General features: G+C 36.1%; 21 protein-coding genes and 1 riboswitch. Of the genes, 10 read left to right on the top strand and 11 right to left on the bottom strand.

Annotation, left to right across the window (positions count from 1 at the left end; translation table 11 throughout):
- Positions 1 to 94 precede the first annotated feature (94 nt).
- A riboswitch (cobalamin riboswitch) is annotated at positions 95 to 271 on the top strand.
- A gap of 188 nt (positions 272 to 459) precedes the next feature.
- A complete protein-coding gene (locus AB1K81_RS15165; protein ID WP_412977517.1) occupies positions 460 to 918 on the top strand; it encodes an acyl-CoA thioesterase in 459 nt (152 codons plus the stop codon).
- A gap of 144 nt (positions 919 to 1,062) precedes the next feature.
- A complete protein-coding gene (locus tag AB1K81_RS15160; RefSeq protein ID WP_412977516.1) occupies positions 1,063 to 1,314 on the top strand; it encodes a hypothetical protein in 252 nt (83 codons plus the stop codon).
- Positions 1,315 to 1,386: 72 nt separating this feature from the next.
- On the opposite strand, the gene AB1K81_RS15155 is transcribed toward AB1K81_RS15160, so the two are convergent.
- Positions 1,387 to 1,623 carry a small acid-soluble spore protein Tlp gene (locus AB1K81_RS15155; RefSeq protein WP_412977515.1) on the bottom strand — a complete coding sequence of 79 codons (237 nt, stop codon included), beginning with the start codon at positions 1,621 to 1,623 and terminating at the stop codon, positions 1,387 to 1,389.
- A gap of 216 nt (positions 1,624 to 1,839) precedes the next feature.
- Here AB1K81_RS15155 and AB1K81_RS15150 point away from each other — a divergent pair, with 216 nt between their 5' ends.
- From AB1K81_RS15150 to AB1K81_RS15135, 4 genes are read left to right on the top strand one after another with little or no spacing between them, the layout of a single operon-like run.
- A complete protein-coding gene (locus AB1K81_RS15150) occupies positions 1,840 to 3,405 on the top strand; it encodes a spore germination protein (protein WP_412977514.1) in 1,566 nt (521 codons plus the stop codon).
- Between the two features lie 7 nt (positions 3,406 to 3,412).
- Positions 3,413 to 4,618: a Ger(x)C family spore germination protein gene (locus tag AB1K81_RS15145; protein ID WP_412977513.1), complete on the top strand. Its 1,206-nt coding sequence runs from the start codon at positions 3,413 to 3,415 to the stop codon at positions 4,616 to 4,618.
- Positions 4,618 to 4,845 carry a hypothetical protein gene (locus AB1K81_RS15140; protein ID WP_412977512.1) on the top strand — a complete coding sequence of 76 codons (228 nt, stop codon included), beginning with the start codon at positions 4,618 to 4,620 and terminating at the stop codon, positions 4,843 to 4,845. Before AB1K81_RS15145 ends, AB1K81_RS15140 begins: the two co-directional genes overlap by 1 nt.
- A 23-nt stretch (positions 4,846 to 4,868) precedes the next feature.
- A complete protein-coding gene (locus AB1K81_RS15135; protein ID WP_412977511.1) occupies positions 4,869 to 5,990 on the top strand; it encodes a GerAB/ArcD/ProY family transporter in 1,122 nt (373 codons plus the stop codon).
- 67 nt (positions 5,991 to 6,057) lie between these two features.
- Here AB1K81_RS15135 and AB1K81_RS15130 read toward each other — a convergent pair whose 3' ends face one another.
- The gene (locus AB1K81_RS15130; RefSeq protein WP_412977510.1) at positions 6,058 to 6,804 is read right to left on the bottom strand and encodes an SDR family NAD(P)-dependent oxidoreductase; all 747 of its coding nucleotides are present in this window, start codon (positions 6,802 to 6,804) and stop codon (positions 6,058 to 6,060) included.
- A gap of 290 nt (positions 6,805 to 7,094) precedes the next feature.
- On the opposite strand from AB1K81_RS15130, the gene AB1K81_RS15125 reads away from it, so the two are divergent.
- Positions 7,095 to 8,291, top strand: a complete 1,197-nt coding sequence (locus AB1K81_RS15125; RefSeq protein WP_412977509.1) for an aminotransferase class I/II-fold pyridoxal phosphate-dependent enzyme — start codon at positions 7,095 to 7,097, stop codon at positions 8,289 to 8,291.
- A 231-nt stretch (positions 8,292 to 8,522) separates the two neighbouring features.
- Here the strand turns inward: AB1K81_RS15125 and AB1K81_RS15120 are convergent, their stop codons facing one another.
- The 7 genes from AB1K81_RS15120 to AB1K81_RS15090 form a co-directional block, all read right to left on the bottom strand.
- Positions 8,523 to 9,293 carry an ABC transporter ATP-binding protein gene (locus AB1K81_RS15120; protein WP_412977508.1) on the bottom strand — a complete coding sequence of 257 codons (771 nt, stop codon included), beginning with the start codon at positions 9,291 to 9,293 and terminating at the stop codon, positions 8,523 to 8,525.
- Between the two features lie 111 nt (positions 9,294 to 9,404).
- Positions 9,405 to 11,759 carry an ABC transporter permease gene (locus tag AB1K81_RS15115; protein WP_412977507.1) on the bottom strand — a complete coding sequence of 785 codons (2,355 nt, stop codon included), beginning with the start codon at positions 11,757 to 11,759 and terminating at the stop codon, positions 9,405 to 9,407.
- 148 nt (positions 11,760 to 11,907) lie between these two features.
- On the bottom strand, positions 11,908 to 12,555 hold the full coding sequence (locus AB1K81_RS15110) for a TetR/AcrR family transcriptional regulator (RefSeq protein WP_412977506.1): 648 nt from the start codon (positions 12,553 to 12,555) through the stop codon (positions 11,908 to 11,910).
- 374 nt (positions 12,556 to 12,929) lie between these two features.
- Positions 12,930 to 13,667 (bottom strand): tRNA pseudouridine(38-40) synthase TruA, encoded by a 738-nt coding sequence (truA, locus tag AB1K81_RS15105; protein WP_412977505.1) that lies wholly within the window; start codon positions 13,665 to 13,667, stop codon positions 12,930 to 12,932.
- A gap of 121 nt (positions 13,668 to 13,788) precedes the next feature.
- Positions 13,789 to 15,180, bottom strand: coding sequence for a 23S rRNA (uracil(1939)-C(5))-methyltransferase RlmD (rlmD, locus tag AB1K81_RS15100; protein WP_412977504.1), 1,392 nt, complete (start codon positions 15,178 to 15,180; stop codon positions 13,789 to 13,791).
- Between the two features lie 285 nt (positions 15,181 to 15,465).
- Positions 15,466 to 16,050 (bottom strand): TetR/AcrR family transcriptional regulator, encoded by a 585-nt coding sequence (locus AB1K81_RS15095; RefSeq protein ID WP_412977503.1) that lies wholly within the window; start codon positions 16,048 to 16,050, stop codon positions 15,466 to 15,468.
- 3 nt (positions 16,051 to 16,053) lie between these two features.
- Entirely contained in the window at positions 16,054 to 16,779 is a 726-nt protein-coding gene (locus AB1K81_RS15090; RefSeq protein WP_412977502.1) for an MBL fold metallo-hydrolase, read from the bottom strand.
- Between the two features lie 205 nt (positions 16,780 to 16,984).
- Between AB1K81_RS15090 and AB1K81_RS15085 the strand changes: the two genes are divergently transcribed.
- Genes AB1K81_RS15085 through AB1K81_RS15075 form a run of 3 tightly spaced genes read left to right on the top strand, consistent with a single transcriptional unit; the run spans position 16,985 to position 19,015 of the window.
- Positions 16,985 to 17,362 (top strand): GntR family transcriptional regulator, encoded by a 378-nt coding sequence (locus AB1K81_RS15085; RefSeq protein ID WP_412977501.1) that lies wholly within the window; start codon positions 16,985 to 16,987, stop codon positions 17,360 to 17,362.
- Complete coding sequence (locus AB1K81_RS15080) at positions 17,359 to 18,249, top strand: ATP-binding cassette domain-containing protein (protein WP_412977500.1); 891 nt, start codon at positions 17,359 to 17,361, stop codon at positions 18,247 to 18,249. The genes AB1K81_RS15085 and AB1K81_RS15080 overlap by 4 nt, the downstream gene beginning before the upstream one ends.
- Positions 18,227 to 19,015: a hypothetical protein gene (locus tag AB1K81_RS15075; protein WP_412977499.1), complete on the top strand. Its 789-nt coding sequence runs from the start codon at positions 18,227 to 18,229 to the stop codon at positions 19,013 to 19,015. The genes AB1K81_RS15080 and AB1K81_RS15075 overlap by 23 nt, the downstream gene beginning before the upstream one ends.
- Before the next feature lie 41 nt (positions 19,016 to 19,056).
- Here AB1K81_RS15075 and AB1K81_RS15070 read toward each other — a convergent pair whose 3' ends face one another.
- Complete coding sequence (locus AB1K81_RS15070) at positions 19,057 to 19,563, bottom strand: DUF1648 domain-containing protein (protein WP_412977498.1); 507 nt, start codon at positions 19,561 to 19,563, stop codon at positions 19,057 to 19,059.
- A 69-nt stretch (positions 19,564 to 19,632) separates the two neighbouring features.
- Positions 19,633 to 20,283 carry an HAD family hydrolase gene (locus AB1K81_RS15065; protein WP_412977497.1) on the bottom strand — a complete coding sequence of 217 codons (651 nt, stop codon included), beginning with the start codon at positions 20,281 to 20,283 and terminating at the stop codon, positions 19,633 to 19,635.
- Positions 20,284 to 20,367 lie beyond the last annotated feature (84 nt).

Raw genomic sequence — 20,367 nt, 5'->3', positions numbered from 1 at the left:
TTACACCTCTTAACCACCATTCGCAAAAACTATTGGCATATTACAGTCTTTTATATTACATTTAAAATAATAGTACTATTTAAACTAAGTAATAATATATACCAATAAACTTGGTGTCTGAAAAGACTTAATAGGGAATCTGGTGAAAGTCCAGAACTGTCCCCGCAACTGTAAGTGCTGATGAAATAAGATAATCCACTGTCTTAGGATGGGAAGGCTTAAAGTAAGATGAAGCACAAGTCAGGAGACCTGCCATTTTTATTACGTATAATCTTCTTCGGGAGCTAGGAAGGTTGGATATCAGGGTAATAAGCGCATGTAGACCAGTTACGAATTCTACCTAATTTTCGCTTTTCACAACCCTTATTTGTAAATCCATCTTCTTAAAGAATGATGGATTTTTTTATTTCCGAAACCATTTCGAAGAGACCTAACTATCAAAAAGAAAGTGGGAGTAATATGGAAAGTTTATCTACAAATATTTCTCGTACCATCCAAACAAAATTAGTTTTACCTCCAGATACAAATCATTTAGGCACGATTTTCGGAGGAAAGGTCTTATCTTATATTGATGAAATTGCGGCGATTGCAGCGATGAAGCACAGTAATAAAGTAGTAGTTACAGCATCAATAGACAAGGTGAACTTCTTATCCTCGGCAAGAGTTGGTGACATCCTCACGTTAGAAGGTTTTGTTATTGCAACAGGTAGGACTTCCATGGACGTATACGTTAAAGTAGAATGTGAACATTTTAAAACAAGGGAAAAAAGTTTAACAACGACCTCCTTCCTTACCATGGTTGCAATTGACGAACATGGAAAACCAGCACCTGTTCCTGCGGTTATTCCAGAAACAGAGAATGAACGTGAACTGTATCAACAAGCACGTAAAAGGAGGAGTCAATTAATGAAAGGATAAAATAGCCACACCCTATCTTCAAAAATATGTTATCAGTATCTGGGTTTTCACCCAAGCAAACATTTACCACTTACATACATTACCATATGGGCAATTTAATCACTTTTAAACGTAATATGACTCAAGTTTTAAGGGGGAATATGAATGTATCAAGGGGTAAATTCAGTTCCGGTACAACAATATGACGAAAGAATCTTCGGAAGACCTAGACCATTTGGAAGGCCATTCTATTACGGAAGACCTTTCGGGTTTGGTAGGCCTTTTGGTTACGGATTTGGAGCTCCTTTCGTAGGTGGAGTATTGGGAGGATTACTAGGAAGTGCCTTATATGCTCCATATGGGTATGGATATGGTTATCCGTTCTATGGATATGGGCCATTTTTTCCTTACTATTAATGAACATAGTCGTAAAAGGTAATACAGTAAAGGAGAGTGCTGAAACATGTTTATATGTCCCAGCACTCTCCTTTATATTTCACGCTGCTTCCGGTCGGTCATCTCGTCTTTCATTTCTTCCTTCATCGCTTTAATCGATTGTTTACGACGCTCATTTTTTTGTATTAAATATTCCCTCTCTTCAAGACTTGCAAATTCCATGCTCATTTCAGCTTCTTTCAGCTTTGCTTCCGTATTTTCAATCATATCATGTAATCGTTCCACATTATTATGTCGATTATCAACGTTTGGTTGCTTTTTTTCAGTCATATTTATCCTCCAAACTTTATGCATATAAACTTAGTTTGGGTTTGTTCAACTATTTTATACCGAAAAGGAACTTGAAATGAAGTACCTCCAGTTGGACATGATAGTTAACGTGTTTTTCATCATATAGACGATGTGAACTGTACCCAGGAAGTCACTTAACAGATGCATATAATTGTACCGAATAGAAAAAGATATAGTAATAAGGTGGGATGTTGAATGAAACGATCTTATTCTAGACTTCATAAGAAATCACCAAAAAAAGAAGCGAAACCCCAACCTTCAAGCACTCACTTGAGACCAGTTTTAGAACGTAATATTACTTACATAAAAGATGAGCTAGGTAATAGTGCAGATCTTAAAATCCGAAGAATTCAATTCAACTTTATCGAACCTACTGACGCATGCTTAGTATTTATAGAAAGTTTGATAGATACGGCCTTACTTCAGGAATTAATTGATTCATTAATTAATCATAAACAAATTTCTCCGAACAAAACGGACGATACGAAGAGAAATATCATTACAGACCTAATTCAAAAAACCATAACCGTTGGTGATGTGGAAGAAGTAATAGATTTTGATACACTAATTTCTAATCTTCTTTCCGGTCAAGCAGTGGTATTAATAGAAAATGAACAGCATGCGATATCAGTAAACGTTCCTGGAAATGAAAAAAGAAGTGTAGAGGAACCACAATCTACAACCGTTATCAAAGGACCACATGACGGATTTACTGAAACGATTTCAACTAATATTTCATTAGTTCGTCAAAGAATACGTAGTCCGAAATTCCGCTTAGAGTCAAAGAATATAGGGAAGGTCACCAAGACAAAAGTGATGGTGGCTTATATAGAGGGGATTGTTAACGACGGTGTAGTTAAAGAAGTACATCGTCGTTTAGATGCAATCGATATTGATGGGATTATAGAGTCAGGATATATTGAAGAACTGATTCAAGATGAGACCTTTACACCATTCCCAACCATTTTCAGTACCGAAAGACCCGATGCAGTGGCCGGGAAGCTATTAGAAGGCCGTGTAGCAATTTTTGTAGATGGTACCCCATTTGTGATGGTGGTACCTAGCTTGATAGTAGAGTTTTTCCAAGCAAGTGAAGATTATTATCAGAGAGCAGATGTCGCTACACTATTGAGGTGTTTACGGTTTTTATGTTTTTTCATTGCATTGTTAGCACCATCAGTATATATAGCTGTTTTAACCTTTCATCAAGAAATGTTACCAACACCATTATTGATAAGTATAGCTGCCCAGCGTGATGGGATTCCTTTCCCTGCATTTCTTGAAGCATTAATAATGGAGGTTGCCTTTGAAATTTTACGTGAAGCAGGTGTAAGGATGCCCAGGGCTGTAGGACAGGCGATGAGTATAGTAGGGGCTTTAGTTCTTGGGCAAGCAGCTGTTCAGGCTGGAATAGTCTCCAATGCTATGGTAATCGTCGTTTCTATAACAGCCATTGCGAACTTTTGTTTACCTGCCATTAATTTAGCAGCATCTGTACGAATGATTCGATTTGGAATAATGAGTTTAGCTGCTGTTTTCGGCCTTCCAGGTATCATGTTTGCCATTATCCTACTATGTATTCATTTGTCCTCTCTTCGATCTTTTGGTGTTCCTTATACGACTCCAGCAGCACCGTTTATATTAAAAGACCAAAAGGATGTATTCTTTCGTGTTCCAATATGGGCAATGATAACTCGTCCAAAATTAATAAGTCAAAAAAATATAAAAAGGACGAGGCATCATAAAAAGGGAGGTAGTTGAGTAAATAATGAAAAAATCGTTAATGCTGTTATTTGTATCATTGCTACTCTGTCTATCTGGATGCTGGAACAGCCGAGAGGTAAATGACCTGGCTATTGCTGTAGCACTTGGAATTGATAAGTATGGTGATGATAGTTATCGTGTTTCAGTTCAAGTATTAAACCCAGGAGAAGTTTCAACCTCTTCGACCAGTGGCTATGATACCCCCGTTACTACGTATACAGCTACTGGAAGAATTATATTTGAAGCGTTAAGAAAATTAACTCAACAACTCCCAAATAAAATCTACTTAGCTCACATTCGAATGATTATTATAGGAGAAGAAGTTGCAAGAGAAGGGATATATAAACCTATTGATTTTTTATCGAGGGACCCTGAAATGAGGACTGATTTCTATGTCGTGGTCTCTAAAGGAAACACAGCTAATGAGATATTAAACGTGTTAACTAGTTATGAAAAAATACCAGCAAATAAGTTATTCGATTCCTTAAATTCTTCCTCAGAAAATTGGGCGGCAACTGGTAAGATTCGATTAAACGAACTGATGGATGATCTTGTTAAAGAAGGAATTCACCCTATTTTAACAGCTATCAAAATCATAGGAGACCCAGAAGCTGGAGAATTTACAGATAATGTCTTAACAACAGCTCCCGATGCAATTCTTAGCTATGATGGTATGGGTGCATTTCGTGCAAACAAATTAGTTGGATGGCTCAATGTAGATGAAAGTAAAGGTTTAAATTACGTTAAAGGAAATGTTAAAAACACCGTTATAGTTTCAGACATGGATGATGGCCAAGTTGGGATTGAGCTTACAGATGCGAATAGCGAGATTATTCCTCACTTCACTCATGGTGATCCTACCATCGAGGTTAAAATTACAGGCGTTGCAAATATAGCAGATGTCAATACCAAACTAGATTTAATGACTGAACATATATTCTCTGAGCTCGAAGATAAAACGAATAATAATATTAAAGAAAAAATTACACAGGCTATCGATAAGGCACAGAATGAATTTGAATCTGATATCTTCGGATTTGGTGACCAAATACATAAGACCGACCCAAAAAATTGGGAAAAAATAAAAAACAAATGGTCAGAAATATTTCCAAAAATACCTATTAATGTCACTGTAGACATTCAGCTTAAGCGTGCAGGTACAATTAAAGACCCTTTCTATCAAGAGATACCAAGTAAGGAGTCTAGCTAATGGTTAAAACGATTGGGGTTATTTTACTTTTTCTTTTCATAGCTTTTTTCCAACTTAAGAATTTAGTGAAGAAAAAGCTTTTCAAAGAAATATGGATATCGTTGCTAATTTTAACGTCTGCCGCTTTGTTAAGTATATTGAAAGTTCATGACATGAATATCCCAAATCCATTAGAATTAATTTCCATAACGTTAGACCCTTTTATAAAGCTATTTTCAACCCAATAAGCTACTGGGGAGGATGTATTTACTTGGAAGAAAAAGTAAGAATAAGCCCTTTTCAACTCTCAATTCTAACAATCCTTTTTACAACTGGTACGACTATTCTTGTAACTCCTTCTGGTATGGCAGCTGATGCAAAACAGGATGCATGGTTGTCTAGTCTATTAAGCGTAATAATCTGTTTAGGAATAGTCTATTTTTTCTATCAATGTGCTCTCTCAATGGGAAGAAAAAACTATATTCAATATTTAGAGAGCATATACGGGAGAATTCTCGGGAAAATATTAGGGCTTTTATATGCTTTTTTTGCTTTTATTGGCACATGTACTCTCATATCCTATTTTGGCTTTTTTACTACGACGCAAATTTTAACAGAAACTCCTATTGAAATTCTTAATATTTTATTTACGATACTAATTATATGTGTGGTACGGGCTGGACTAGAGGTTCTAGCAAGAACCGGAGAGTTGTTAAGCACGTGGTTTTTTATCCTACTTTTCGCTCTCATAGTCTTTTTACTACCACAGATTGAATTTCAACGCCTAAGTCCGTTATATGAAGCTTCCATAAAAGACCACGCAAAAGCGATCTTTAATTTTGTCTCCATAGCTGGATTTCCTTTAGTTTTATTTCTCACTTTTTTCCCAAAGAACATTAACCGGCCAGATAAAGCAAAATGGAACTTCCTAGCTGGATCATTCGTTGGTGCATTTATTGTTGCTCTTATAACGGTACTCTGCATCTTAGTTTTAGGGGCTGAAACTACTGCTAGGCAACTATACCCAAGTTATGTTTTAGCAAAAACGGTTAGCTTATTTGAAATTGTAGAACGAATCGAATCCATCATGGCTGGAATTTGGATCATATCGATTTTCTTTAAATCCTCCATTTATTTCTATGCCCTTGTCATGACGTTGACGCAAGTTTTAGAGTTAAAAAATTATCGATTTCTAGTACTACCATTAGGGATAATTTGTATTATTTTTTCAACAGTTGTCTACCCAGATATACAGTATATGCTAACTTGGGATGAAAAATATTGGGTACCATACTCCTTTATTATGGGGCTAATCATCCCTGTTATTACGTTTGTAATTGATAAGATTAAAAATAGGATTAATAAAACAAAGAAAGCTTTTAAAGCAAGTTAGAGCCTTCATCTATAAAAAAAGACCCGAATTCAGCATTCAGACGAAATCGGGTCTAAATAAAAATAACTTAGGTATATATTTGTCCACCAGCACAGTTTACAACAGAACCGTTTAACATCTTCGCTCCACCCATTGCAAATATGACAACATCTGCAATTTCTTCAGCAGTAGCAGGAATATTAGGAGCTGTTGTAGCAGCAATTTTCGCTCCTACTTCTTCCGTATAAGTAGAAATAGCTTGAGCAGAAATATTCGTTTGCATTGTATTTGGTGCAACACCTACAGCATAAATATGTTTGTCTTGATAGTCTTGTCCAATAGATTTGGTTAATCCAGCTAATGCATGCTTGGAAGCTGCATAGACTCCATTGTATGCTGTCGGTTTAAAGGAGTTAGATGAAACGGTGTTAATGATGACACCACCGCCATGCTCTAGCATAACTGGAATCACATATTTAATACCTAAAAATGCCCCTTTTACGTTAATATTCATTAAACGATCATACTCTTCACTTGAATATTCATGAAGTAGACGGAAAGGAATCATAATACCTGCATTATTATGGAAATAATCAATAGCTCCAAAAGCTTCCACTGTTTGAGCTACATATTGTCTCACTTCCTCTTCCTTAGAGACATCTGCTTTTACGAAGATAACTTCTGCACCTAATTCTCTTGCACGTTCTGCAGTATCATTTCCATCCTCATCGTTATAATCTACTAGACTTAAACGATATCCTTCTTGAGCCAGCTTTAATGCTGTTGCCCTTCCAAGGCCAGTTGCAGCGCCTGTTATTAATACGACTTTACTCATGTTCTTTCCCCCTATTATTATTTAATATAGCCACTAATAGTTTAGCTCATTTATCACCTTATGTAAAAGCGCTTACATTTATAATTATAGTTTTAAACTAGCATACTTGAGAAAAAACGTGATGCAAATAGGTCCTCATTATTTCTTCAAAACTAGAACCACGTGTCCACTTGGGAAATCATAATATCATTAATAATAGGTAAAAAATTCAATATTTATTGAAAATTCGACAGTTTTTACGATATAATTTTCTCGTAACAAGAATAATAATTGATATTGGAGGGGTTATTTTGGATTTATTTAATAAAGTAAATAGGTATTCAAGAGCAAAGGATATTTTACGTAATTCCGTTTTTCCCTTTCATCCTACAATTGAAGAAAACTATGGAACAGTTGTGAAAATGGATGGTAAAACTGTCATTATGGCAGGTTCAAGTGATTATCACGGTTTTTCACAGGATGATCGAGTAAAAGAAGCCGCTATTCAGGCTGTCAGTAAATATGGTGTAGGTAATAATGGAAGTAGGCTACATAACGGTACATTAGATTTACATTTAGAATTAGAGGAAAAACTAGCAAGGTTCCTTGGAAAGGAAGCTGCGATTACTTTTACTACTGGTTATCAAACAAACCAAGGTGCTATTGTGCCATTAATCAGTAAAAATGATCTCATTTTCAGTGATCGAGACAATCATAACAGTATTGTACAAGCGACCCTAATCTCTCGGGGAACATTTCTTAATAAAGATCAAATCATCCGTTACAAACATAATGATATGAATCATTTAGATCAATGTTTACAGAAAGCACCAGATGATCATGGGAAATTAATCGTATCAGATGGTGTATTTTCCATGTCCGGAGCAGTGGTTGACCTTCCAAATATGGTGAAGGCTGCTAGAAAAACAGATGCAAAAATTATGTTGGATGATGCACATGGAATTGGCGTAATTGGGAAAAACGGAGCTGGCACTGCAAGTTATTATGATCTAGATCATGAAGTAGACATTATTGTTGGTACGCTATCAAAAGGGTTTGGATCCTTTGGCGGCTTTATTGCTGGAAGCAAGGAACTGATACATTATTTATCTTATACCAGTTCTGCTTATATTTTTTCAGCAAGCTTACCTTCAGCACATGTAGCAGCAGCTAATACCTCTCTAGATATTCTACTCGAAGAACCTGAACGTATAGATAAGCTACAAACTCTAACACAAAACGTTCGAAAAGGGTTACGCTCACTTGGATATACCGTACCGGATGGAATAGTTCCGATCGTCCCTATAATATTGGGAGACGACATGCAAGTATTTAAAACATGGGGAGAATTAATGGAACATGGAGTATATACGAACGTCGCTGTAAGTCCAGCAGTTCCTGAAGGACAGCAAATGATTCGTATTAGGTTAATGTCAACACATGATGAGGAACATGTTGAACGGATACTAGATGCATTTTCGAAGGTTAAGAGTGGCGTTTTAGTTTAAGAGACAAAAGCTATTCATTTCATTTTGAAGAGCAGTTATTTAAATAAAATGGGCGTAATCAATACTAATTAAAGTTACGCCCATTTTTATGTTCGTGATGCAACACATTCTACATGTCTTTAGTGCTTAATATTTCTTCTATACTAGCTTTCATTTATTGAAACGAACTTCTAGATTAACACCAAATTTTTTATGGTCGACTATCTAATATAATCGAATGTAGATGAAATATTAGAAGTCAGTTTCCACTAACCATTTCAAAATGCTTTCTTCCCTTTCTTTACTATCATCAAGCTCAATATTGTATTTTCTCATTTTTTTCTGTGCAACTATCTTTCCATCTACCATAAGCAATACTCTTTCGGTTTTTGCTGCTACCTTTGCATCATGCGTCACAAGCATGATAGTTGTCCCTTTTTCGTTAATCTCTGCAAGAATTGACATAATCTCTGCTGTCGATTTAGAATCTAATGCTCCGGTAGGTTCGTCCCCGAATAGGATATCGGGGTCATTTATCAGTGCTCTGCAGATAGCGACTCTCTGCAGTTGTCCACCCGATGCCTGAGAAATTGTATTATCTGCAAGCTTTTCAATTCCAGTCATTTTCATCAGTTTTTTTGCTTTTTCATTGACCGTATTTTTATCCGCATTTTTCAATACAAGTGCAGGGAACATAACATTATCTATTAATGAAAGATTCTTTAATAGATTAATATCCTGAAAGATGAATCCCATATGATTCAGTCGAATCTTGGCCAATTCTTCTTCCTTTAGACTGTAATTAATTTCATGCCCTTTAATTTTCACACTGCCAGAAGTAAATCTATCCATACCGCTTATATTATATAGAAGTGTTGATTTCCCACTTCCGGATGGTCCCATGACAGATATAAATTCACCTTCTTCTATATCCAAGTCAATATCTTTTAAAATATGAAGCACATTATCTTTTGCTAATTCTACTTTTTTATTCATACTTCTTGCTTCTAATATACTGCCCATTCATATTCCTCCCATGCCAAATATTAAATCCACTCTATATCTATAAAGCGACCTAGGATTAACCTTATTTTTCAAGAGTCTTTACCTCTTGATTGGTCCTTTTCAACTGTACTAACTTCTTAAAACTACCGATAAATCATCTTTTATTGAGACCTTACAGAACAGAGATATCGTAAATCCAACTATTACAACAAGTGCTATAGGACACAGTAACCAAGTCTGCCAAATAACATTAACAAACTCAATTTTTGCAGCTCCCATAGAGGACATAGCCATACTTACAAGAAATTCCCCCAATAAATTAGAAGCCAATACGCCAAATAGGATTCCCATTATCAGTACCACCAAAGTTCCCGCCATATATTGATGACTAATATTTTTAGATGTTAATCCCATACTTCGCATGATAGCAATCTGAGACGAATCCTTTGATAATAGCATTCTAATGAATAATGCAGTAATCAATATAACAATGCTTACTGCAATGACAATTCCCCCTATAACAATTGTGCTCATTTGATCAATGAGATTTCCAAGAGTCTGTCCTGTATATTCCTTGATATCATTTACCTGTGCTGAATCATAGGTATTCTGGTAGTAATCCATTTTCTCACGAATATCCACACCTGGGGCAACGTCCATGCTCAAAATATACCAAAGAACAGCACCTTCATTTACGCCAAGACTGGTATCTGCCTTTGCAGTTTTTCCACCATTCGTAATATCTTGATAAATACCACTTACTTTTAATGTCTTTTCGATCTCGCCAACCTTTACGACAACTTCATCTCCCACTTTCTTGTTCAATCCATCCGTTGACGCATTTGCATAGGAAAGTGAGATTTCTCCTTCACCGTTTGGTGCTTTCCCTTCCAGATAATTTAATGGAAATACGGAAAAGTCTCCTATTTCAATATTAATATAGTCCCAGGAACCATCTGTATTTTTAACCTGATAGGAACTTGTGATGTAGGCTGCATACTTTTCAATATCCGTATCATTCCGTAAATCTTCCTGAAGCTTCTTAAAATCTTCTGTAATACGATCCGTCTTACGAAGGTCAATTCTCATGTCGGATTTTCCTATTCCCAAATAAGTAGAAAATTCTGGTGAATTCATAGTATTATACATATTTAACGGGAGTATCACAATGAACGTACATACTACAAATATTAAAAATAGTAACCTGTATAATTTAAATCGTTTCAATACATCCCTAATTCCCATGTAAATATTGGTGCTATAGAGTTTATTTTTAATTAGTGGAAAACTATATTTTCGGTTCTTTCCACGTTCCATAATATCTGAACGTAATGCTTCCACCGCAGTAATCTTATCAATTCTTTTCAGCACTTTCTTACAGTACATTACTATCATAATATAAATAAATAATGGAGCTATAATAGACAGTAGATACTTTAAGTTCCCAGATAAATCAGAAGATATGTACAGTCTCATATTACTATTTAATAAATTGACCGCAAAAAAGGATAGCAGATAACCTAAAATACCAGCCGCTATTGACATGACTCTGTATTTGTTAAGATATACGTTCTTTATATCTTTTTTGGAAATTCCCATTGCTTTCATAACACCGATTTCTCTTATATCTTCATCGATTGTTGCCAGAAATGTAAGTCTGATACAAAGCGAGGCTATAATTATAAGTAATATACTGATAAGTATTATGACCATTGCAACTGCCATATCTGACAAGGCATTAAACAACGTAAATATTTTTGCTCCGACTGTAGGACCGTTTGCTGGAAGACCAGCTTCGATGTAGGCGGTCTGAACAGCCTGAGCATCACCGTTTTCCTTTATTTTGAATTCGATTAGATATTCCGGTTCTCCGATCAATAGGTTCTCCATTTCATTATAGTCCAGCTGATTAATCACAAACCGTTTTGACGATGTTAAGGAAGAGTTCATCTCATAATCTCTTGCATAATCTGATATGACAAACTCTTTTTGATACTCTTTATTTTTTACGGTTATCCTATCCCCTATTTTTAGGTCGTAGTATTCCATAAAATAGATAGGAACTGCCACTTCCCCTTGCTTTACATCCAGCCTTTCATTATCCAAATCCAAGATAAAATCAAACTTCTCGTTCTGTACCACAAATGAAATATCCTGTACGGTTCCAGCCATCGTTTGATTATCACCAAAATGAATATTACTTCCATCCAAGGTCAGAAGAACCATCGTCTCTTGCATCGCTATATGTTCTCGCTGTTCTTCTGTAAATTGATCGATTTCTGCTTGGTTATATTCTCCCGAATGCATCTGCGTAATGTCGGCTGGTACTGCACGTTCCTTTAGTTCCGACATCGATTGAATCAAATTAGCTATGTTATTAATTGCACTAGCTGCCAAAATAACTGCCATAGTAATAAATACAAATACAGATAGAGTTACTATTTTGTTCCTGATAAAATCATTCTTTACCATTTTCAAAAACACTTTTTCTCCTCCCTGCTGCACCTTTTATAAAACCGAGAAATAAGAATGACCAGATTGTTTGTCATTTCTACAACCTTGCCATTGTTTTTACTATTGCTGAAAATACTCTCTCAATCACAGAAGGAGAATTATGAGAAAAATTTTCCCACTATTCTTTGCTGTCCCCATCTTTACTACCAAACATCCTCATAACTGGCATAAGGCTTCCCTCTTCAGCACCAAGTAGTCTTTCAACATTGAAAACAAACGCCTGTATACGCGAAGCGATTTCCTCATTTGTCATTTCAACCATATCTTCATCAAAAATAGTATTTGTATATGCAACTACCATCTCCATACATTCAAACGGAAAAGGAGTGCTAAACATTCCTTGCTCAATACCCTCTTGGATTATTTCCGTCAGTATCGGGGGAACGCTATTAATTATGACCTTTTGTATTTTCTGATGCATAAGTGCATTCTGTGGCTTATGGATATGCTCCATTATTACCTTGCCTCCCTCATCTCCTATGTCCAGAGCCATTACAACACGAATAATACGCTCGATAATAGGTATACTCTTGTCAGCTGCAATTTCCTGAGCCGCCCCAATTATGCGGTCACTATACCGCTCAATCAGGGCATCCATAATTGCCTCCTTCGATTTAAAGTGGTAATAAAGTGTTCCCCGTGCAATTCCAACCCTTTCGAGAATATCTTTCGTAGTGGTACCGTCAAAGCCCTTCTGAACAAAAAGATAATCAGCCGCGTCAAGTATTTCGTTCCTACGTTCCTCCGCTTCTTTTACAACTCTCATTATTCCATCCCCTTTCACACACCGACCGACTGTCTGTCGATAATAGAGTATCATATTATTTTGAATTGTCAAGACGGAGTGCTAAACCTTACTCCCATTCCATTGAAAATTAAAGTCTACCACCTAATACCTACATGCTTCTTGAAACTTTTTTCTAGATTTTAAACCAAGATTTTACACCCGTCTAGTTGATAACATTGAATTAATGAAGACATATCTCCACGAATTTAATGTCTTTTTTACAATTGAATTACTTTAAATATGTAATTAGAAAAGCTCGTCTAAATGGAAATATTTAAACGAGCTTACAAAACTTTTTTACTTTTAATAGCAATGCACACACGCCAGATGTAAAAAGCGTTAGATTATATTCGCTAAAAACCAACTTCTACCAAATACAACCCCTCAGCGTCCGCTAGACGACCTGTTTGGATTCTTTCTTTTGATTCGAGAATAGCTGGTATGGTAGAAGCATCTTTTTCTCCTAATCCAACTTCTATTAAAGTCCCTACAATTTTTCTCACCATATTGTATAGGAAGCCATTGCCTCGCATTTTAATTTCGATAAAGCCCTCGTTTTCATTTATCTCAATTGAGTATATTTCACGCACCATAGACTTTTTCTTCGACTTTGCGTTCGAATAGGAAGTAAAGTCATGCTTACCTAGAAAATACCCGGATGCTTTTCTCATTTTTTCGATATCAAGCTTTTCCTCCACATGCATACTGTACTTTCGCATGAAGGGATGTGTATATTGCTCGTTCCAAATCTTATACAAATAGGTTTTATCTTTGGCATTATAGCGTGCATGAAAACGATCCGGAACTAGCGTAACATCCACAACACTAATATCATGAGGTAAATATCTGTTTAAATATTGCATTACTTCCTCTTCCGCTATATTTTTACGCATTTTAAAATTAGCAATTTGAGCAAGAGCATGTACACCTGCATCTGTTCTTCCAGATCCAATGATTTCAATCTTTTCTCCTGCCAACTCTGTCAATACATTTTCAATTTTACCCTGAATCGTATTGTCACTATTACCAAGTCGTTGCCAACCCTTGTAACGGCCACCATCATACTGAATCGTTAATTTATAATTATTCATTGTATGCTTTCTCCTTATTAGCTATTAATATCTCACCAATCATACCTACTATTATTACATAAGATTCCATCAAAATAAAAAACCTTCCAAAAGGAAGGTTTCATTTACACGGTAAATCTCATTAATTTTTTCTTACAAGCAGAGCAACACACTCAACATGCGTCGTATGCGGGAATAAATCAACTGGCTGAACCTCAACTAACTCATAACCAAACGGTTCAAGCTCTTTAATATCTTCAGCAAATGTATCTGGATTACAAGATACATAGACGATACGTTCAGGTTGAGCACGGCCGATTCTGCGCATTACTTTACCACCTGCACCAGAACGAGGTGGATCTAGTAATAGAAGTTCTGGAATACCGAAGCTCTGTAACACTTCATCAATACCACGTCTCGCATCTTTCGCTAAGAAGTAAGTGTTGGAGATTCCATTGTCCTTCGCATTACGTTTAGCGGATTCGATAGAAGTCTCTACAATCTCAATACCTGCCAGCTTACCAACTCGACTCGCAAACGGAAGCGAGAATGTACCAACACCACAGAATAGATCAATCATTTTCTCTGTTTCTTTTGGTTTACCCATTTCCAGTGCTAACTCTACTAGCTTTTGTGCTTGTGTTGGGTTCGTTTGGAAGAACGTATCAAACCAAATACGGAAACGATAATCAAGCATCTCATCATAGATGAAATCGCGCCCTGCTAGAATATGAGTTTCTTCCGCTTGAGTACGGTCACCCCAGTCCGTATTTTTAAACCACATTAAGCTCTTCACTTGAGGGAAGTTCTTTGTAATTCTTTCCTCTAAGTCATGTGCTGCAGCTTCTAGTTCACCAGTTGGACTTTCCGTAGCAAATAACCCTAACATAATTTCGCCAGTAGCGAATGACTGACGGACCATTAAGTGGCGAAGCAAGCCTTCATGAGTATCTTTATCATAGCCTGATAGTTCATGGTCCTTTGCCCAATCTGCTACTTCCATTGTAGCTTCAACCATTTCCTTACCAGCAATTAAGCATGTTTCTAAAGAGATAATTTTTCTCCAGTTCCCAAGTTCATGAAGTCCTAAAGAACCATCCGTAGCAAACGTGAACTCCATTTTATTTCGATAATGCCAAGGATTAGCCATTCCGATTGTGTCATGAACTAGATTCGGGTCAAATCCTTGTTGTTCTATAACTTGCTTTACATGATTCGTTTTTTCGTTTAATTGGCCAGTGTATGTCCAATGTTGCCACACACAACCACCACATCGTTCAAAATGTGGGCATGGTGCTTCTGTTCTTTCTGGATGGGCCTCAATTATTTCTTCAGGCATTACTCTCGTTCTTTTTCGGTCAGGCTGTCCAACTGTTACTTGTACCTTTTCACCAGGTAATGTTTGCGGAATCGTAAGCTTTAACTTTCTTGGGTTTACCTCCCCAATATCACGCCAAACAACCGCACGACCTGAACCTTTTTTATCTAAATCATTAATTTCTGCAATATATGTTTCACTTTTAACTGTCGTCAAGATTGCTTCCTCCTCTCAAAAGTATTATCTATATCAACCTATAGTATCAATCTTAAACAGTTCTCTTTCTTTACATACTTTCCTATTATATCCGATGACACCCCAATTGGGAATTCCTAATTTGGGACAGGGGGACAGGTTCCTTGTCCCAGTCGAGTACAATCGGAAAAACAAGCAATTCTCCAAGAAATGCATGAACTTAATTAATAATAAGTGAAAAATGCTCTGTTGATATACAGAGCATTTACAAGATTGCTAATCAGTTTTTTCCATATTCATAACCTATCAATTGGGACGAGGGACCTGTCCCCCTGTCCCATTAAGCCCGGATAAGAAAGCTTTTAGCAATAAGGTTAGGCTTTCCTCTTTTTTAAGTGACATTCCAAATCCTCCCTTTTGTTCTAGGGAAGAGAAACCATGGAGAATACTTCTTAGGCCTCGAACTGCATGAATTGCATTTTCTTCTGTCAATTGGTAAACAGTCAAGGCTTCAATAATAAGATTAATAATTTTATTACCCTCTTGCTCAATTTCTTCATCCTTAGGTTGCGGGAGCGCTATTGTGTACTCATATAAGCCTGGATGTTCCCTCGTAAACGTTAAGTACGCATCAGCCAATGCAAAGATAGCTTCTTCACCAACTTTACCTCTAGCTGCAGCATCCATTTTCTCATGTAATTTCATTACACCATACAAGGACAACTCTCTTTTAATATGTGGTAGCCCTTTCACATGATTAAATAACGATGGCGGACGAACATGTAGCTTTCTAGCTATTGTTGCTAACGTTACATATTCAATTCCTTGCTCATCCGCTATCTGAGCAGCAGTCTCTATAATTTGCTTTAAATCAAGTCCTACTCTTGGCATGTATCATGCTCCTTTTTGTTTAGTACTCAAATTTTCCTCTGCTTCATTAATCGCTTTTTCCATAAGAATCCTAGGATTTTCGACCATGTTTCCATGCCCTACTGCTAACAATGTAGGATTCAAAGACAATATTTTCTTAGCACTCTCAATAGCTAGGTCCTTATTCCATGTACCAAACGCAGGGAAGGGAAAGCTCCGTACTAATTGCCCGCAGATTGCTACCCTTCCTTTAGTTTGAAAGGCATCCCCAGCTATAATAGCACCATTTTTGGTATCGAATATGGAGACTGATCCTGGTGTATGTCCAGGAGTCATAAATACTTGTAACGATTCTATTTTATCCCCTTCTATTAATAAACGATCCGCTCTAGTTTTTAAACTTTTAGGTACACCACCTTTTACCGGTGTTTGTGCTTCATCCGCATCCAAAGAAGTGTCTCCTGATAACAATCTACTATCTCGCTCTGAAATCGAAACTACCGCATTCGGGAAAGCTTCCTTCAGTTTATCTAAAGCACCAACATGATCCCCGTGTCCATGGGTTAACACAATATTCGTTAACGGCTTATTTATTTCTCCAACCAATTTTCTAATACCTTTAAAACTATTCGGTATACCAGCATCAATTAACGTCAGTTGATCCGCTTCTTCATAAATGTAACAATTCACCGGAAAGATACGTGGTAAAACCGTTAATTGATAAAGATTGTGAATTCGAGTTATTCTCATCATTAAATCCTCCTATTTTTCCAATACTTTTTCCGTTCATAAACCTAAAACTAATACCATTAGTTTTAATGTATTCCATTACTTCACACATTGCAAGCCTATTTTTGTAAATTTTATTGACATATTTTAATATAACTATTATAGTTATATACATAACTATATAACCGTAAAAGAATATAACCAAATAAAGATAGTGGGCGATAGTATGAGTAAAGCTTTTGAGCAAGACAAACCGATTTATATTCAAATTCGGGAGAAAATTGAGGACCAAATCATTAATAATCAACTTAAAGAAGGAGATCAAGCCCCTTCGACTAATCAACTAGTTAACTTTTATAAGATTAATCATGTCACCGTTTCAAAAGGTGTGAATCAGTTAGTTGATGAAGGGATTCTCTACAAAAAGAGAGGGATAGGAATGTTTGTTGCAGATGGTGCCAGAGAAAAGCTTATTCAAAAAAGAAAAGAATCATTCATCGAAGACTATATCATCAAGCTAGTACAAGAAGCAGATAAGCTAGAAATTACGGAAAGTGAAATTATTGAGTTTATTAAAAAAATAAAAGGGCGTGATAACAAATGATTGTAAAAGTAGAGAACGTAAGCTTAAAATATGGCAATTATGCAGCTCTTCAGGACGTCTCCTTCGAGCTACCCGATAAAAAAATATATGGCCTATTAGGAAGAAATGGCGCAGGAAAAACATCCCTTTTATCCATCCTTGCCTCTTTCCGAAAACAATCTTCCGGCATTGTCACGATTCATGGAGAAGCACCTTTTGAAAATGCATCAATCATGCAACAGGTTGCTTTTCTATACAACAAAGACTACAAGGAAGAATCAGATAATGTAAAACAGCTATTAGATGGTGTCGAACGGTATCGTCCTAACTTCGACCGTGAATATGCTGAGTACCTGGTGAAGCGCTTTAAGCTTGATCAAAATAAAGCTATAAAAAAGCTTTCGAAAGGGATGCAATCGGCAGTAAATGTCACGATTGGTTTAGCTAGTAGAGCACCAATAACGATTTTTGACGAGGTGTATTTAGGAATGGATGCACCATCTCGTGATATTTTCTATAAAGAATTACTGGAGGATCAAGCAAAACACCCGAGAACCATCATTCTCTCTACTCATCTCGTTTCTGAAATGGATTATTTGTTTGACGAAGTTCTATTATTACATGATGGAAAGATTATGCTGCAGGAGGACTATGACTCTCTTATCTCAAAAGGAGCAAAGATTACAGGAAATGCTGAGCAAGTGGATGAATTTGTTCAATCAAAACAAACGATTCATGTTGAACGTTTGGGTGAAACCAAAGCCGTTACTATCCTAGGTGAATTATCACAGGAAGAAAGAAGAACTGCATCGGATAAGGGATTAGAAATTAGACCAGTGACACTACATGAGTTATTTGTACATTTAACAAAGGGGGAAGATGAAGATGAAGATGAAGCAACCAATTAATTATCCTAAAGTTGCTACTGATATGTATATGGCTCTTTCGTCTTGGACATTCAGTTTCTTAGGTGTTTTGCTTGTTATTCAAGTTGTCAAAGGAATATCAGCATATAACAGTGGGGCTGAATTAGACACATATTATAATGCAGTTTTCGTTGCTGCAGGTATTTATATGTTTGTCATCGGGATCTTAACTACGTACTTTTTAACTTACTATGTTGAAAATGGAGTAACAAGAAAAGACTTCTATAAAGGTGCATTGCTTTCCTCAGTAGGGATATCCCTTCTGATTCCAATTATTACGTTACTCTTTTCCAATGTCGTTCAATTCATTTTAACAAGATTGGATTTGTTTACATTTCAAACTGCTGATTTTAATGAATCCGCTAGTTTAGAAGAGGCTCATATGATTGCTGATATTGTGCAGTCTTTTATTCTATCTCCTTATGTAGATCCAACTAATAACTGGTTACTATCCATTGCTATCTATGCAGTTAATATCTTTTTTTACTATTTACTAGGTTGGCTAATTGGTTCCAGCTTCTATCGATATAATACGATAATTGGATTAGGTACTATTTTCATCGGCCTAGTCATTATCACAATGAAAGACTCTCTATTACGAGCTTCTTTAGATTTACCCATTCCGGACCGAATCATTTCTACAGAATTTATACCTGCTAGTCTATCAGAAGTTAGTCTTGTCATTTTAGGCTTTTTCATGATGATCATAATTCGTTATTTTACTAAACATGTATCCATCAAAATGTAACCATGTAAAATCCCTTCTCAGGATGCTCTGAAGAAGGGATTTTACTTAATCTTTCTTTGTCTTAAGAGACTTATTATTATAGGAAGCGCAACACCTATTAGTAAAAGCGGTAAAAATAGTGCCCCCGAACCGGTTGACCAGTTTAATGCAATCGATACAGACTTCAATAATATTAATGCAAAAACTAATAAACTAATATTCTTCATCATGTTCATCATTTGCCTACTAACAAGGTAAAACTGTGCAGCATTTGTTTCATTAAATCGACTAGGATAATTATGGATTTCTGGAAATTTCTCAAAGATTTGCAGCATCAACAGTAAAAATCCACTAACAATCGGCAAAATTAATAGTTCATACTTCTTTCCCCAACGGTCCACCTCTCCTAATGCATTATAATGAGCCGGCACTTCATCAGGGAGTGAATTCCATACAGATATTAAAAAAATAATGGAAGCTATATATGCGGTGTACCCTATAATATCAAAAATCCATTCGGTCTTCTTTTTTGGGATTTTAATTTTTGGGCGGCTTCCAGAATTATTCATTTTTCTCTTCCTCTCTTAAATTCTAGTTATCTTTTTATACGAGGAAGTTATGTTTTTAGTTTCACTCTATCAATTAAAAATTTCTTTCAGTTCTTCCACAGTGTTAACGATATAAGTAGGTTGTGATTTACTTAGCTCGTCAAATGACCCATATCCATATGTTACCGCAATAGAGTCAATCCCCGTATTAACTGCCCCAACAATATCATGCATCCTATCACCAATCATTACAAAATCACGCTGGCTGTAATTGTTATACTTGTCTAATATGTATTGAATGATTTCCGTTTTGGCTGTTCTTGATCCATCCAGATTGCTACCGACTATAAGTTCAAAGTAGTGGTCAATGTTAAAATGCTTTAAAATTTTCTCAGCAAATACTGTAGGCTTAGATGTTGCAACAACTAGAACGTATTCTTTTTCCTTCAATGATTTTAATAATGACTGTATTTGGGGATATAATTTATTCTCGAACATTCCTTTTTCTTTAAATCTTTCACGATAAAATTCAATTGCCTTTTGTACCTGGTAAGCTTCAAATCCGTAATGTTCAGCAAAAGATACTTGGAGTGGTGGTCCGATAAAACTATCGAGTTTTTTTAAATCTGGCTCGGTAATGTTCATTTTTCGTAGTGCATATTGAACGGATTGTGTGATGCCCTCTTTCGGATCTGAAAGTGTTCCATCCAAGTCAAATAGAATTACTTTATAGTTAGTCATGTACAACTCCTTTCTTATATCAAATTTTTCTTTATTTTACCATAACTTGGAAAATGAGTTTATTACTGAGACACAATAAAAAGC

This window comes from Ornithinibacillus jepli (genome assembly GCF_047228935.1).
Taxonomy (GTDB): Bacteria; Bacillota; Bacilli; order Bacillales; family Amphibacillaceae; genus Ornithinibacillus.
The sequence above is the reverse complement of the archived record's forward strand: the minus strand, read 5'-3'. Positions and strand labels throughout refer to the sequence as shown.